Annotated in this window: 15 protein-coding genes; 5 read left to right on the top strand and 10 right to left on the bottom strand. The window is 66.8% G+C overall.

What is annotated here, in order from left to right:
* Positions 1-100 precede the first annotated feature (100 nt).
* The 6 genes from ACZ6J5_RS24840 to ACZ6J5_RS24815 all read right to left on the bottom strand — a co-directional run bounded on the left by ACZ6J5_RS24840 (position 101) and on the right by ACZ6J5_RS24815 (position 3,954).
* Positions 101-685 (bottom strand): hypothetical protein, encoded by a 585-nt coding sequence (locus tag ACZ6J5_RS24840; RefSeq protein WP_469394967.1) that lies wholly within the window; start codon positions 683-685, stop codon positions 101-103.
* A gap of 97 nt (positions 686-782) precedes the next feature.
* Positions 783-1,163, bottom strand: coding sequence for a hypothetical protein (locus ACZ6J5_RS24835; protein WP_469394965.1), 381 nt, complete (start codon positions 1,161-1,163; stop codon positions 783-785).
* Positions 1,133-2,056: a GNAT family N-acetyltransferase gene (locus ACZ6J5_RS24830; protein ID WP_469394963.1), complete on the bottom strand. Its 924-nt coding sequence runs from the start codon at positions 2,054-2,056 to the stop codon at positions 1,133-1,135. The genes ACZ6J5_RS24835 and ACZ6J5_RS24830 overlap by 31 nt, the downstream gene beginning before the upstream one ends.
* An 89-nt stretch (positions 2,057-2,145) precedes the next feature.
* Positions 2,146-2,310: a hypothetical protein gene (locus ACZ6J5_RS24825; RefSeq protein ID WP_164494953.1), complete on the bottom strand. Its 165-nt coding sequence runs from the start codon at positions 2,308-2,310 to the stop codon at positions 2,146-2,148.
* Positions 2,307-3,431 (bottom strand): radical SAM protein, encoded by a 1,125-nt coding sequence (locus ACZ6J5_RS24820; protein WP_469394961.1) that lies wholly within the window; start codon positions 3,429-3,431, stop codon positions 2,307-2,309. Before ACZ6J5_RS24820 ends, ACZ6J5_RS24825 begins: the two co-directional genes overlap by 4 nt.
* A gap of 193 nt (positions 3,432-3,624) precedes the next feature.
* Positions 3,625-3,954, bottom strand: coding sequence for a hypothetical protein (locus ACZ6J5_RS24815; protein WP_469394959.1), 330 nt, complete (start codon positions 3,952-3,954; stop codon positions 3,625-3,627).
* Between the two features lie 323 nt (positions 3,955-4,277).
* Here ACZ6J5_RS24815 and ACZ6J5_RS24810 point away from each other — a divergent pair, with 323 nt between their 5' ends.
* The gene (locus ACZ6J5_RS24810; RefSeq protein WP_469394957.1) at positions 4,278-5,624 is read left to right on the top strand and encodes a hypothetical protein; all 1,347 of its coding nucleotides are present in this window, start codon (positions 4,278-4,280) and stop codon (positions 5,622-5,624) included.
* Here ACZ6J5_RS24810 and ACZ6J5_RS24805 read toward each other — a convergent pair.
* The 3 genes from ACZ6J5_RS24805 to ACZ6J5_RS24795 form a co-directional block, all read right to left on the bottom strand.
* Entirely contained in the window at positions 5,602-6,135 is a 534-nt protein-coding gene (locus tag ACZ6J5_RS24805) for an NUDIX hydrolase (protein ID WP_032764683.1), read from the bottom strand. The genes ACZ6J5_RS24810 and ACZ6J5_RS24805 overlap by 23 nt on opposite strands.
* A 168-nt stretch (positions 6,136-6,303) precedes the next feature.
* Entirely contained in the window at positions 6,304-7,395 is a 1,092-nt protein-coding gene (locus tag ACZ6J5_RS24800; RefSeq protein WP_469394955.1) for an LPO_1073/Vpar_1526 family protein, read from the bottom strand.
* Positions 7,395-7,691: a hypothetical protein gene (locus tag ACZ6J5_RS24795; protein WP_469394954.1), complete on the bottom strand. Its 297-nt coding sequence runs from the start codon at positions 7,689-7,691 to the stop codon at positions 7,395-7,397. Before ACZ6J5_RS24795 ends, ACZ6J5_RS24800 begins: the two co-directional genes overlap by 1 nt.
* A gap of 545 nt (positions 7,692-8,236) precedes the next feature.
* Between ACZ6J5_RS24795 and ACZ6J5_RS24790 the strand changes: the two genes are divergently transcribed.
* A complete protein-coding gene (locus tag ACZ6J5_RS24790; protein WP_469394952.1) occupies positions 8,237-9,154 on the top strand; it encodes a hypothetical protein in 918 nt (305 codons plus the stop codon).
* Positions 9,155-9,504: 350 nt separating this feature from the next.
* Here ACZ6J5_RS24790 and ACZ6J5_RS24785 read toward each other — a convergent pair whose 3' ends face one another.
* Entirely contained in the window at positions 9,505-10,233 is a 729-nt protein-coding gene (locus tag ACZ6J5_RS24785) for a hypothetical protein (RefSeq protein WP_469394950.1), read from the bottom strand.
* Between the two features lie 387 nt (positions 10,234-10,620).
* Between ACZ6J5_RS24785 and ACZ6J5_RS24780 the strand changes: the two genes are divergently transcribed.
* The 3 genes from ACZ6J5_RS24780 (at position 10,621) to ACZ6J5_RS24770 (ending at position 13,317) form a co-directional block, all read left to right on the top strand.
* The gene (locus ACZ6J5_RS24780; RefSeq protein WP_469394949.1) at positions 10,621-10,932 is read left to right on the top strand and encodes a hypothetical protein; all 312 of its coding nucleotides are present in this window, start codon (positions 10,621-10,623) and stop codon (positions 10,930-10,932) included.
* Positions 10,933-11,119: 187 nt separating this feature from the next.
* Positions 11,120-12,292, top strand: coding sequence for an acyl-CoA dehydrogenase family protein (locus tag ACZ6J5_RS24775; RefSeq protein ID WP_469394947.1), 1,173 nt, complete (start codon positions 11,120-11,122; stop codon positions 12,290-12,292).
* On the top strand, positions 12,289-13,317 hold the full coding sequence (locus ACZ6J5_RS24770; RefSeq protein WP_469394945.1) for a bifunctional MaoC family dehydratase N-terminal/OB-fold nucleic acid binding domain-containing protein: 1,029 nt from the start codon (positions 12,289-12,291) through the stop codon (positions 13,315-13,317). Before ACZ6J5_RS24775 ends, ACZ6J5_RS24770 begins: the two co-directional genes overlap by 4 nt.
* The last annotated feature ends 1 nt before the right edge of the window (position 13,318 follow it).

The raw sequence follows: 13,318 nt of genomic DNA, 5'->3' as shown, positions 1-13,318 counted from the left end.
CCTGTCTCACCCTGGAACGCCTGTGTGCCGCTTTGGATCATCGTGTGTGGACCAGGCGTGGACCACGGGCCACGGTACTGACCTGCGCGGATTCCGGCAGTCAGCTGGTCGCTGGGCGTTCGGCTATCGCGCGCCGCGCCGCATCCACCAAGGCGCTGTGGAGAGGACCAAACTCCGCGCGGAGTCGCCCCTCATCGGCCCGTTCGGCGGCCACCCTCTGGCTGTCTGTGGCCAGGAATGCGTCCAGCCAGCGCCCCAAGCAATCGTTGTGGTCTTCCACGTGGAGCCGGAGAGCGCGGGCAGGTTGTAGGACGTCCTCGGAGACCAACAGCCGTAACTGGAAGTAGGTGTTCCTGATATCGGAAACTGACTGCCCGATGGTATTTCCCATCTCACCCGAAGCTGCGGTCTCGCCCTCCAACGCCCGGCTGATGTTGGACGCAGCGATCGCGTACGCGTCGTACGCGGCGAGTAAGGCGCGGCATGACTCCAGGCGTTGCCCGCGCAGCCAATGCTCGTGGTTGATCGTTCCTTGATCATGTACTGCTCTGGCGGCGGCCCGTGCCGTCGTCTCTGCCCCGAGGCGGGCGCCCCTTGCCGCAGCGATGCCACCGACGGCGGCGCCGCTGATCGCACCCACGAGGCCAACCCCTGCGGTGATCAGCGCTACTAGTCCTTGGTCCATGAACGCAGGATGGAGGCAGGCGCCGCCGGGTGGGTCCGGCTTCCGGAAAGTCAGAAGGGGTGCCCCATGTGGGACACCCCTTGAATGTTTGGTTGGACTACTGGTCGTCGGCCTCTGTGAGAGCCCGTTCAATCTGCTGGTTCGCGTGGGCCTGGTTGCGCCGGATGGCCTTCGCGTAGAAGCGGAACAACACGGCGATGCTGTGGCCAGCGCGGCGGGCGACTTCGGCCGGGGAGACGCCGGACTCCAGCCAGAGGGAGACGCAGGCGGTGCGGAGGCCGTGAGGGACCTCGGCCAGAGGCGTCTCAAGCTCGTGGGGGGTGAGGACGGCTTCGCGGGCGGCCTTCCAGATGTCGCCGTACTCCTTGCTGAGCAGGCCGCCGTTCCGGACAGCGCGGAAGAGCCGTCCGTCCTCGGCCGTGCCGAACTCCTTGATGTGGTCCCGGATCAGGCGGACGAGGACCGGGGGAATGGGCACCTCTCGTGTAGCCCGCCGGGCGCGCTTCTTGAGGCTGTGGTGTGGGTGAAGCCGAGGGAGGTCAGCCCTTCGGCCTGGCACAGCCGGTCAGAGGGGCCGTCGACCTCGGTCTGGAGGAGTTGGTAGGCAGCGCCGTGGGTCTGGCCCCAGTGCATCGCGGCCCGCCACAGGACGCGGCCGAGGCCCTGGCCTCGGACCTCGGGCAGAACAGCGAAGTACTGGGGCATGAGCTGGGGGCGCCCGATTGCGTCGGGGCGTACTTCCATGGGGCCGATCGCGCCCACGATGCGGCCCTCGATGGCGACGGCGAGGACCGGGCCGCACTGGCCGGCCTGCATCTGCGTGTGGAGGAAGGTCAGCCCATCGCCCGCCATGGCCTCGGCGAATGGGGCGAAGGTGTCCTGCACATCGGTTGGCCAGGTGGTGAAGGGTCGGACCGGGCCATCGGGGGCGGGGCAGGGGGCGGTGGTGAAGTCCTTCAGCTGGATGCGGGTGCCGTGAGGGTGTGTGGTCTCGGGCCCGAGGGGGCGTACGACCCGGGCGTTGACCACGTCGTGCGCGGCGGCCAGCTTGGCGGCCAGCTCGGCGGCCTCATCCACGACGCTGTCGAGGAGCCCGTAGGCGAAGACCTTCACAGTGCCGCGTCCGCGTCGGGTCAGGGTGGGGACAAGAGTGCGCTCGGGCTGGTGCACCACGTCCTCGCGGAGGACGTTCTCGTGCTTCTCGCCGCCCCAGCGCCGGTCCTTGTCGTAGGGCAGGAAGTCGCCCGTGTCGGCCGCTCGCAGGATGTCCTCGAAGGTGTTGACGGTCAGGGCGTCGGGGTGGACGGGACCGAGAGTCGGCACGATCGGCGCGGTCAGTACGGGCCGGAGCCAGTCCCAGCGGAAGAACATGAGCGGCACCCTAGCGGTGGGACGGGCAGGGCTCAGGCCCCGACGCGAGTACGCCGGGGGCCTGAACGGAGTTGACCGGATCGTGTCGGTCAGTGGGGGTTGTCGTCCCCGGCGTCGCAGGAGCACTCCGCGCTCTCCACGATCACGTCGAGGTCCTGGACGGCCGTGATCGACGCGGTCGCGACGGGCGGGGCCGCGCGGCGGGCCGAGGTCGGCGGGCCGGGGAGGATGGTCACCGGTACGGGCGGGGTCATGAGGCGTTCTCCTTGTCAACGTGTTGGCAGTAGCTGTGCAGCGGCGCCTTCGCCTCCTGGTAGTGCTTGGCCAGGGGGCGGCAGACCCGGCAGGTGCCGGACAGGGCGCAGCCTTCGCACCCACCGGTGCGAAGCATGAGGCGGTCGGCGATGGCGCCGAGCCGGGTGAGGCCGTCGATGCCCTCGGTCATCAGGTCGATCTGGTCGTCGCGGCCGACCTTGCAGATCGACACCTTGGCGTGGGGGTCGGCGTGGAAGAAGGTGTGTCCCGCGTTGCAGCCGGCGAACGGCTTGCGCTGCCGCAGGTGGGCGGCGGACTGGGCGAGCAGCGGCTCGCCGCCGCCGTAGATCGTGGGCGTCATGTTCGTGTACGCGTGGTTCTCGACGTTCCACTCTTCGGCGAGGGCGGCCATCTCGTCGGCCTCGGTGGCGTTGTCCTCGGTCACCACGACGTTGATCCGCAGCGGAAGCCCTGCCTCACGGGCGGCGTCCATGCCGCGTCGGAACGCCTTCCACGCGCCACGGCGGTGGGTGAGCGTGTCGAAGGACTCCTCACTCGCCCCGTACATGCTGACCACCAGCCGGTACGGCGGGCAGTCCCGGAAGAGCTTGAGGAGGTCCGGCCGCCAGAGCAAGGAGCCGTTGGTGGAGATGGTGAGCATCATCCCGGCCTGCCAGGCGTACCGGTAGGCGCCCTGGAAGTGGGGATCCATGGTGGGTTCGCCGCCGGTGATCTGGAGCCAGAGGACACCGGCCTCGCGCATGATGTCCAGCAGCCGGACCTTGTCCCCCCAGCCGAGGCCGGAGAAGGGGCGCTCGCCGAGGTAGCAGTGTTTGCAGCCGAAGTTGCAGCCGAGGTTGATCTCCCAGGAGGCCCGACAGTAGCCGTACGGGGACGGCTCGCGCACCAGCACGGTGCCCCGCGCGGTCTGGCCACCCAGGTCCAGGCTCCACACGTCGGAGGCGGTCTGCACCGCCCAGGCGGGAAGCGACTCACCGTCGGTGGCGGCCTGGCGCAGACCCTCGAAGTGGTCGGCGGAGATGCGGGCGCCGGCCCGTGCTCCCGGCTTAAGGAGAAGGTGTCCGTCGAGGAACGGGGAGGCGATCAGAGCGTGGGCCATCGGTGGCCCTCCTTCCGGATCACGAAGCGGGACAGCGCACGGGCCCCCTGGCGGCCGGCGCGGCAGTGGATCTCGCCCAGCCCGTTGCAGGTGCCGCAGGCTCTGCCGGACGAATTGGCGCCGCTGCCACCGCAGTCCCCGCACTGTTCGTTGCGAGGCGAGCGAGGGCGCCGGGTCTTGTGCGGGCTCGCGATCAGCTGGTGCACGGGACCTCCTCCAGGGCGTCTTCCCAGGTGTGCTGCTTGGCGTGGTCGGCGAACAGACAGCAGCCCTCACCGTCAGGGCCCGGGGCGGCCACCGGGCAGTCCGGCAGTACGACAAGTTCCGCCTCGTCCGCCCCGTGCCAGCGGAGCCACAGCGCGGTCCCGTATGCGCCGGCGTCGGTGAGGAGACCGAAGTGCTCACCTTCGTCGTGCGCGGACAGCTGGCACTGCACGGCCCTGTCGATGTACGGGGCGGCCAAGTTCTCCCGCGCTTTCCGTGCCAGGTCGAGGGGCACCCCGCGCCAGTGCACGCACCGCATCACGACACCATCCGGAAGGATGAGATGGCCTTCCGGGCCTGCTGCGAGCACCGGGGGCAGACGCACGGCGGGTAGCGGCCCGGGTTCTCCGGGACCACCGGGTCCTCGCCCACGCGTACCTCCGTGAGAGGCCCCCACGTCTGGCCGGAGTCGCGGGAGACCCGCAACGTCATCCGTACGTCGTCCTGTCCGTTCGCCATGGCCAGGAGCATCGCGATCCGCGGGACCGGCCATAAAGGCCAAGCGGATTACCCAACTTGGGTAACATCACCCTCGGTTGACCAAGTGCAGCGATCCGTAGTCCTCATGCCGGAGCGTGCCCGATGCCCGAGCTATCTCGCTCGAAGGAACTCCCGGTCAGCCTGCTCACGGACCCAGTGATGATCGAGGCATGCCAGGCCAGAGACTTCGGCCGCATCTTTCAGCTGGTCAAGGCACGAGCAGGCATCTATCCGTCGATGATCGCGCGCCGCTGCGACCTGACCCCGAGCCGCGTGGGCGAGGTGATCGCCGGACGGCGGCAGTTGCTGCACATGGACGTGATCGAACGGATCTCGGACGGACTGCGCATCCCCGGACACATGCTCGGCCTTGCCCGCCGTTCCTGGGAGACGCCGCCCAGCCTGACGGCCATGCCCCGCGAACCGGCCGAGGTACCGGCCTCAGCCGTCGAGCCGCTGGCCGCCGGACTACCGGGGGCGGACGTCGACAGCATCCTCGCCCTGGCGGCCGAGCGCGATCTAAGCCCGTCGACGCTGGACGCATTGCACTCGTCGATCGCGGACTACTGGCGCCGGGACGACGAACACGGCGGCGAGACCTTACGGCCGGCGGTCGTCGGGCAGCTCCGCTACGTCGTCGACCTCCTCAAGGAGCAGCGTCCGGCTCCTCTGCGGGACGGCCTGCACAGCATCGCGGCCGAGCTGGCCCGGCTCACCGGCTGGACATATTTCGACGCCCGCCAGTACAACCAGGCACGCGCCTACTTCACCGAATCCCTCGGCCTGGCAAAGTCCATCGACGACCGCCAGTTCATGGCCAATGTCCTCGCCTGCATGAGTCTCCAGGCCACCTACCAGGACAAGCCCGGCGACGCCCTCGCACTCGTCACGGCTGCTCAGGATCAGGCCCGAACGGCCGCGGGGACGACACCGCGCGTGCTGGCCATGCTCGCGATGCGCGAAGCCTTCGCCCACGCCACCCTGGGCAACCACGGCGCGACTCACACCGCGATCTCGGAAGCCCACACCCAGTTCGGACGGATCAGCACCGGTGATCCGGACCCGGCCTGGGTCGCCTACTTCGACGAACCGAAGCTGATCGTGGACACCGGCATCGCGCACGGCCGCCTGGGCGAAGCCGCCCTTGCCGAACCCCTCATCGCGGACGCCCTCCGCCGCGAACACGCATCGAACCATCGAGGCCGTGCCTTCCACGCCTTCTGGCTCGCCCGCACCCAGCTCCAACGCGGCAAACTCGACGAGGCGTGCCACACGGCCATGGACGCCCTGGCCCCGGCGGCGGCCGTCAGCTCGCAACGAGTTGCCGGCCACCTTCGGGAGTTCTACGAGCAGCTGGAGCCCTTCCGCCGGGAACCGGCCGCGGTGGCATTCGAGGCCCGACTACGGGAAGTGCTGCCGCGCCAGGTCAGCGGATCGCCTCGTCCATGAGGACATAGAGCAGCCCAACGAGGGAGCCACTGCTGACGATCTCGCGCCGGTCGATCATGCCCCGCACGTCGGCCAGCGGAATCCACTCGATCCGGTCCGACTCGTTCTTCTCGGTCGGCGGACCCTCGTACGTCGCCCCGTCGGCCCGGAAGACGTGGTGCTGGGAGTCGGTGATGCCGTTGGCCGGCTCGGCGTAGATCAGCGGCTTGATGGGACCGGGCCGCCAGCCGGTTTCTTCCAGCACCTCACGGGCCGCCGCGTCGGCCGGCGTCTCCCCCTCCTCGACCAGGCCCATGGGCAGTTCCCACGCCCACGCGTCCGTGATGAAGCGGTGTCGCCACATCATCAGCACCTCGCGCCGCTCGTTGACCACGGCAGCCACGGCCAGGTGTCGGAGCTTGACGACGTGGTGCTCCCAGCGGTTCCCGTCCGGCGTCTCGACGTCGGTGAGCCACAGGTTCACCCAGCTGTTCTCGTAGATCGGACGTTCCCCGTGGATCTTCCACTGCATCGCGACGGCCCCTCTCGATCGACCTCAAGCATCGCAGAGCAGGCGGGGCTCTGTGACTGTCATCTGGCAGTCAACGGGGCCGATTTGCTGCCTAATATGGTTACTCTCTGGGCCGAGGGGCTGAATCGGTTTGACACCGGCCTGGGCTTGGCGGACATCCTCGGAGCATCAGGCGAAACGTGGTCTGACCCTTGGGATCTCCTTCAAGAGAGATTCGAAGGGCAAGTCGAATTCTGGAACTGCTCGCCGCATGTTCGCGTGGCCGATGGCCGAGCCTATTGCAGTGTTGAGATAGCCCGGGATGCCCAAAGCGTTACATAGGTCAAGGTTATTGGCTAGCTCTGTCGACTCGGCGGAGAGAATTTTTTCGATCTCGTGTTCCGTGAGAACTGGTCCCATGAGTGCACGCATCGCTGTCTCTTCGAGGTCTTGCATTCCGTGGACTTCGAGGAGATTTAGGAGGTCTGCCCTAGTGATGGCGTTTACCGAGTAACGGTACTCGTCTGGTTCTTTCATTTTAGCGATAGGGGTGCCTATCAAAAGGTGGGCATCGATCATCTCCTTGTTCGTGAATCCCTGATTAAAGAGCCCGGGAAGGTTCATTCCGGTGTACTTGCCCAGCGTCAGAGTTCCCATGGTAGGGATGAGGCAACCCAAGCCTGCAAGGTAATCCAGATCCGATGGCATGATTGACGCGATGCCGTCGGTGAATGGTCTCAGCATCCCAGCAATTGCCGATGCGACTTCGTTGACGCTGCTCACCTGCGCTGGCGTGATTTGCTTCATCAGGAGATTGCAAGAGAGAAGAGCTAGGTGCGGCCCAGAAAGGCTCTCCGCCAGTTCTACCGCCTTGGAGATGGCTAGTTGCGCGGTGCTTCTCTGTTGGCTATATTTCAGTCGCTCTGAAAGCAGTTCGATCAAAACATCGCCAAGTTCAGGATCCCCGCTTTTGGCATAACCTGACTGGGCGGAGAACAGCGCAGACTGTATTCCAGGGTCATTTAGTTGACCAAGGGGAGGATCGTCCCAGCCGTAGATCCCTTCAATGAAGTGATCGGTGAACTCTCCCGCACGAAGTTGGGCAGTTCTCCAAGCCTCATTGGCGAGCCTGGTGAAGTTCTTTTCAAACACCTCCATGGCTGTTTCCCTTGCGATGTCCTTCGCGTCCCGATATCCAATCCCGAGATGGATCCCCCCGCCAGCCTGAAAGTTGATCGATTTATCTCCGCTTGATTGCCGCTGAGTGAGCCACTTCCTCATCACGGACTGCCAAATCTATTGTCATTGCCGATCGTAAGGTCGGACCCGGCTTGGATGTTTACGGAACTCGCGCCGCTTTGCTGCGACTGTCGAGTGGAGCCGCTCTGCGCATTAATTCCACGCACACTGAATAGCTGGTGGAATCCTATGGCAGCGGCAATAAGGCCGAAGATGGCGCCGACTACGCTGCCTAGCATCGAGGCTTTTTCGAACCCGAGCCATACGCTGAGGCCGATGATTCCGATACCGATAATGGCAGTTCCGCCCCAAAGCATCCGCCGTTGAGTGATCGTCATGCTTCAAGTCTCTATGTGCTCCCGTGGTTTGTCAGCTGTTTGATGGAAGAGATGGGCTCGGCTGGCACTCAGCGTCGGTCCTTCTTGGGTTACCCCAAGTCGGTGAGGTGCTTGCATGCGACGACCAAGTCGACTGGGGCCCGTGGCTTTGGGGACTAGAGAGGGTTTCACGGCGTGCCGGCCCTGTGGCGGGGAAGGCGGCCAGTGTGCTTGAGAGGTCGTCCGCCATATTCGCAGATGGGGGAACCTCCGAGGCCAACTTTCAGAAGGGCGCACCTTGAGCGCCGTCTACCTGTAATAATACGCAAATGAATTCTTCGGCAGCGGTAGAGTTGAGCCCTGGCTCTCTTCGAGCGATCGTTCTTGATGCGAATGCTTTCGGTAAGGGGCTACCCAACCTAGATCTTCTGCACCGATTGGCTGATCTGGCTACCCGTGTTGGCATTGAGACGTGGGTGCCTGAGCCGGTGGCATGGGAGTGGGCTGAACATCTGTCCCGAGAGGTTGAGGCTTTTCGTGTGACAGTCCCTTCTATATTTCGCACCATGCAGAAAGGGCGCCTTAAAGCAAAAATGCCAACTTTGCCCCCGGGGGGTGGCGAGGGGATTTCTCAGGAGTTCCTTGGGAATCTTGCTGCTGTTCCAGGCATCACTATCGTCAAACTCACTGGTGACTCAGCGATCGAAGGGCTGCGTGATCAGATACTTCAAACTGGGCCGGGACGCCGCAAGGATGGAGTCAAGACCGGTGCGTCTGATTCTGCTTGGTTGAGGGACGTTCTGCGCAGGGCCGGGGGAAACTTTGAGAGCGTTGTCCTCCTCAGCAGCGATCGGGATGTTGTGGCGGCATGCAGAGAGCTGCGCGTTAATCCACCACGCATGCTGAACATTCATGACCTAAATAAGACCCTCTTTCGGTTCGTGAGTGGACCTGAAGGGTTGTCTCGTAGGATTGCGCTGCACTTTACCAAATTGATCTCCGACCTGCGGGCGAACACCTATGACGGCTGGGTGGAGCCAGATATTGATCTCGGTCATTTCGATGCGGATCCGAGCTTCCTTTTGGAAGACCTCCAAGGGGCTCAATTCCAGGTTCACGGTGTCACGCTCCGCCATCTGCACGAGGTTCTTAGTGTGACGGATATCGGAACCGCATCTGAGCTCGACGAAGAGTGTGGTGAAGGCGAATCCGGAGTGCTTAGAGATCTCACCCTGGATGCAGTTGTTGAATTTCGTGCAGATGTTGATGTTTCCATCTATGATATTGACGCCGATGGTGAGATTCAGATGGATGTCCACTCGCTCTACGATGTGAGAATTATTGCTTCCCTTCTTATTGAAATCTCGAAGGGGGTAATTAGCTACTGCACCCCGCTAGCGAACTCTCGTATCGAAGCCCTAGAGAAGCCTCAACGGCTGGAGCCATCGCTGACACCATGGCCGGCGGGCCCCGTGTTCAAGTGACACGTACCCGGTTGTTCCTTGTTGGCGTAGCGCTGGAGCCGGTGGACCAGGTGTGGACCACGTTGGAGAGCACCCGGGCAAGGAAGAGGGAAAAAGCCAGTTCAGGCGAGTGAAGTTGTCCGTACTGCAACCCTCTTGAAAACCGTCGAGGCAGCGATGTCTCCGTGGGTTCAAATCCCACACCCACCGCGGCGGATCAGCGAACGTACTGATCAGGAGGGGTGCCCCGAGAAGCGGGGCACCCCTTCGTCGTGAGACCGGGGCGTGGGCCGCGGTTCATCGGGTCGCCGTGCGTCGGCCTGTACGTACGTGGGCGCGGGCGCGGGGGCGGGTGCGTGCGGGAGGCCGGATTATCCGGCAGGGGCTGGCGGAGCCGTGCTGCCCTCAGGCGCTTCCGCGACCCATGTCCGCCAGACGTGAAGCGTGTTCGGTACCTCAGGGCGGTCGAGGAGCCAGAGGACGTAGCCGGCGTGAAGGCGTGCCCATGGGCTGTCCGAGGCTGCGGCCGTGCCGAGTCGGTGGCGGAGGTCCTCACCGTCGACCGCTCGCGCGACGCGAACGTACTCGCGGTCCTTGCAGCGGTAGGCCCGCCCGACGACGATCTCGACGAGGTCGATGAGCTTCGCCCTGGTCGGCTGATCGTGGTCGGCGACGGCCAAGTGGCGGATGAGCGACTGCTTCGTGCCCCACGCCTTCGCGTGTTCCGTCCACGCGCGGGGGAACCGCGCCTCCCACTCCAGGAAGAGAAGCGCGTAGGGCAGATCCGGCCCGAGGACGCCCGGGCCTGCCCACAGCGCTTCGGGCAGGGAGTAGCCGCACATGTCCGCGTACACCTCGCGCGCCCGCCTGAAGGCCGGCTCCTGGTGATGCTCCGGCCCCAGCGGCCTCGTGAGGTGCCACAGCTCGTTCGACCGGCCGAGAGCCGCCTGGGCATTCCTCCGGGCTCCGTCCAGGCGCGCGAGTGCCACCTCCCGCTCGGCGGCGTCGTCGGATATGAGCCCGAACGCCCAGCCCAGTCGTGCGCGCCACGCGGCGGCCTCGTCGCCGTCCGAGCCCGGCCCGGCCGCTCCGTTCGTCATGCCGGAGATCATCCCTTGGGCCTCGCCGCCGTGGAAGGGGTCCGGACGGGCCGGGCGCAGGAGCCTTTTCGGGCCTAAGAGCGGATTGGCCGGAAAGGTGCCGAAACGCTTCCTCCCTTGGGGGAGGTGGGGTGTTCTCGGCGGGTAGGGGTGTTCTGGGGGTGGGCTGGGGCTTTGGTGGGGGCGCGGGGGTTTATCGGCTTGTCCTCACGCTTGAGGGGGAATCGGGGGCTAGGGGGTGGTTCGCCGGGGATTCGGTGGGCAACTCTGATCGTGCGACGTCGAGCAGGAAACGACCGAGGCGGATGGCCAACCGCCTTGGAATGAGCAGCAGTTCGCACCACTCTTCGCAGCATTCAGAGAGCTTCAGTTCCCGGAGGAACAGACATGGCAAGCATCCGTAACGCCCGCGTCATCGCCGCTGTCGCCGCCCTGCCCCTGGCCGCCGCCCTCTTCACCGGCGTGGCCCAGGCCGACAACGGAGGATTCGCGGACAACGGATCGAACACCAGCGTCGCCACCATCATCGGCAGTGGCGTGGGCGGCAGCAACCACGGCAACTCGACCACGACGCAGCAGGTGGCGACCGGTTCCGGTGCCTCCAACCAGAACAACACCGCGAGTGTGAACGGCTCGGCCTTCACCCACATCGACCAGTCCAACGTGAACACGGTGGTCAACTTCCATCCGTGGTGGTAGCCGGCCCGACGGGGGGAACGACCTCGGGGTGAACGACGGCTTGAACGGCGGCTCGTGCGGCGGTGCTTCGGCACCGGCGTGCGGGCCGTCCGGCGTTCCCGGGTCTCGGCGCCTTGACAGGGCGGTCGAATCTGACGGACAGTCAGAAACCTTACGTGGCAGTCCTGTCCCGACGAGAGGCGTCGCCGTGCACCTCGCCCCGACCGAACGGCAGCTGCGGCTGCGCGCCGAGCTCCGCGCGTACTTCCGCGACGTGATGCCCGACGGCCCGCCGCCCCCCGCCGACTCCGCCGCCCAGCGGCGGCTGCTGCGCCGCATCGGCGACGACGGCATGCTGGGACTCGGCTGGCCCGAGGAGTACGGCGGCCAGGGCCGCGGCCCCGACGAGCAGTTCGTCTTCTTCGACGAGGCCTACCGCGCGGGCGCCCCCGTCTCCATGGTCACCCTCAACACCGTCGGCCCGACCCTCATGAAGTACGGCACCGACGAGCAGAAGGCGTACTTCCTCCCCCGCATCCTGCGCGGCGAGACCGTCTTCGCCATCGGCTACAGCGAGCCCGAGGCCGGCACCGACCTCGCCTCGCTCCGCACCCGGGCCGTCCGCGACGGCGACTCCTGGCTGATCGACGGGCAGAAGGTCTTCACCTCCAACGCCCAGAACGCCGACTGGATCTGGCTCGCCTGCCGCACCGACGCCGACCCGGCCACCCCCCGGCACCGGGGCATCTCCATCGTCCTCGTGCCCACCGACGCCCCCGGCTTCTCCTGGACCCCCATCGAGACCGTCGGCGGCCTCACCACCACCGCCACCTACTACGACTCCATCCGCGTCCCGGCCGGCAACCTCGTCGGCCCCGAGCACGGCGGCTGGGGCCTCATCACCAACCAGCTCAACCACGAGCGGGTCGCCCTGGCCGCCATCGGGATGCAGGCCGAGGACTTCTTCGCGGCGGCCCTCGACCACGCCCGCACCCCCGACCCGGCCACCGGCGCCCGCCGCATCGACGCCCCCTGGGTCCGCATCCGCGCCGCCGAGGCCCATGCCCGGCTCGCCGCGACCCGGCTCCTCAACTGGCGGCTCGTCGGCGAGGTCGGAGCGGGCCGGCTGGCCCCCGGGGACGCCAGCGGCGTGAAGTTCGCCGGCACCGAATCGGCCGTCGAGGTCTACCGGATGTGCCAGGAGATCGCGGGCGGCGCCGCCCTCGTCCGGGCCGGCTCGCCCGGCACCTTCGACGGCGGCGAGCTGGAGCGGATGAACCGGGCCGCCCAGATCAACACCTTCGGGGGAGGCGTGAGCGAGGTGCAGCGCGAGATCGTCGCCACCATGCGGCTCGGCATGAAGACGAGGGGGCGGCGATGAGCGACGGCGACCGGCCCTCCGGAGCGGGCGAGCCCGGGCGCGCGTCGCGCCCCGACCCCCTCCGCGATCCGTTCTTCCTCCGGCTCCAGGCGTACGAAGGGCGCCCCGCCGCCGTCGGAGGCGCCGGCAAGGACCCCGTCAACGCGCCCATGATCCGGCACTGGTGCGAGGCCATGGGCGACGCCGACCCCGCCTACCGGGGACCCGACGCCGTCGCCCCGCCCACCATGCTCCAGGCCTGGACCATGGGCGGGCTCTCCGGCCACACGGACCGCTCCGGCGCCTACGACGAGCTCTCCGGGCTCCTCGACGAGGCCGGCTTCACCTCCATCGTCGCCACCGACTGCGAGCAGGAGTACCTGCGCCCGCTGCGCCCCGGCGACGCGATCACCTTCGACGCCGTCATCGAGTCCGTCTCGCCCCGCAAGACCACCAAGCTCGGCACCGGCCACTTCGTCACGACCCGGATGGACGTCAGGGCCGGCGGTGAACTGGCCGGTACCCACCGCTTCCGTGTCCTCAAGTACGCCCCCGCCGCCCGCCCCGGGAAGCCCGAGCAGCCCGAGCAGCCCGAGCAGCCCGCGAAGCCCCAGCAGCCCGAGCGGCGCGACGAGCCCGAGCGGCCCCGCCGCCCCCGCCCCGTCGTCAACCGCGACAACGCCGGCTTCTGGGCGGGCGTCGCCGAGCACCGGCTGCTCATCCAGCGCTGCGCCGCCTGCGCGGTCCTCCGCTTCCCCTGGCTGCCCGGCTGCAACGCCTGCGGCTCCCGGGAGTGGGACACCGTCGAGGCGAGCGGCGAGGGCACCGTCTACTCGTACGTCGTCATGCACCACCCGCCCTTCCCGGCCTTCGACCCCCCGTACGCGGTCGGGCTCGTCGAACTCGCCGAGGGCGTACGGATGATCAGCAACGTCGTCGGGGTCCCCTACGACAAGGTGCGGATCGGGATGCCGGTCCGGCTGGAGTTCCTGGCGGTGGACGAGGAGCTCGAACTCCCCGTCTTCCGCGCGGGAGGCGAGGACTGAC

The sequence above is a fragment of the Streptomyces sp. NPDC042100 genome (assembly GCF_055582325.1).
Note: the sequence above shows the minus strand (reverse complement) of the source record. Positions and strands in the feature narration are given on the sequence as shown.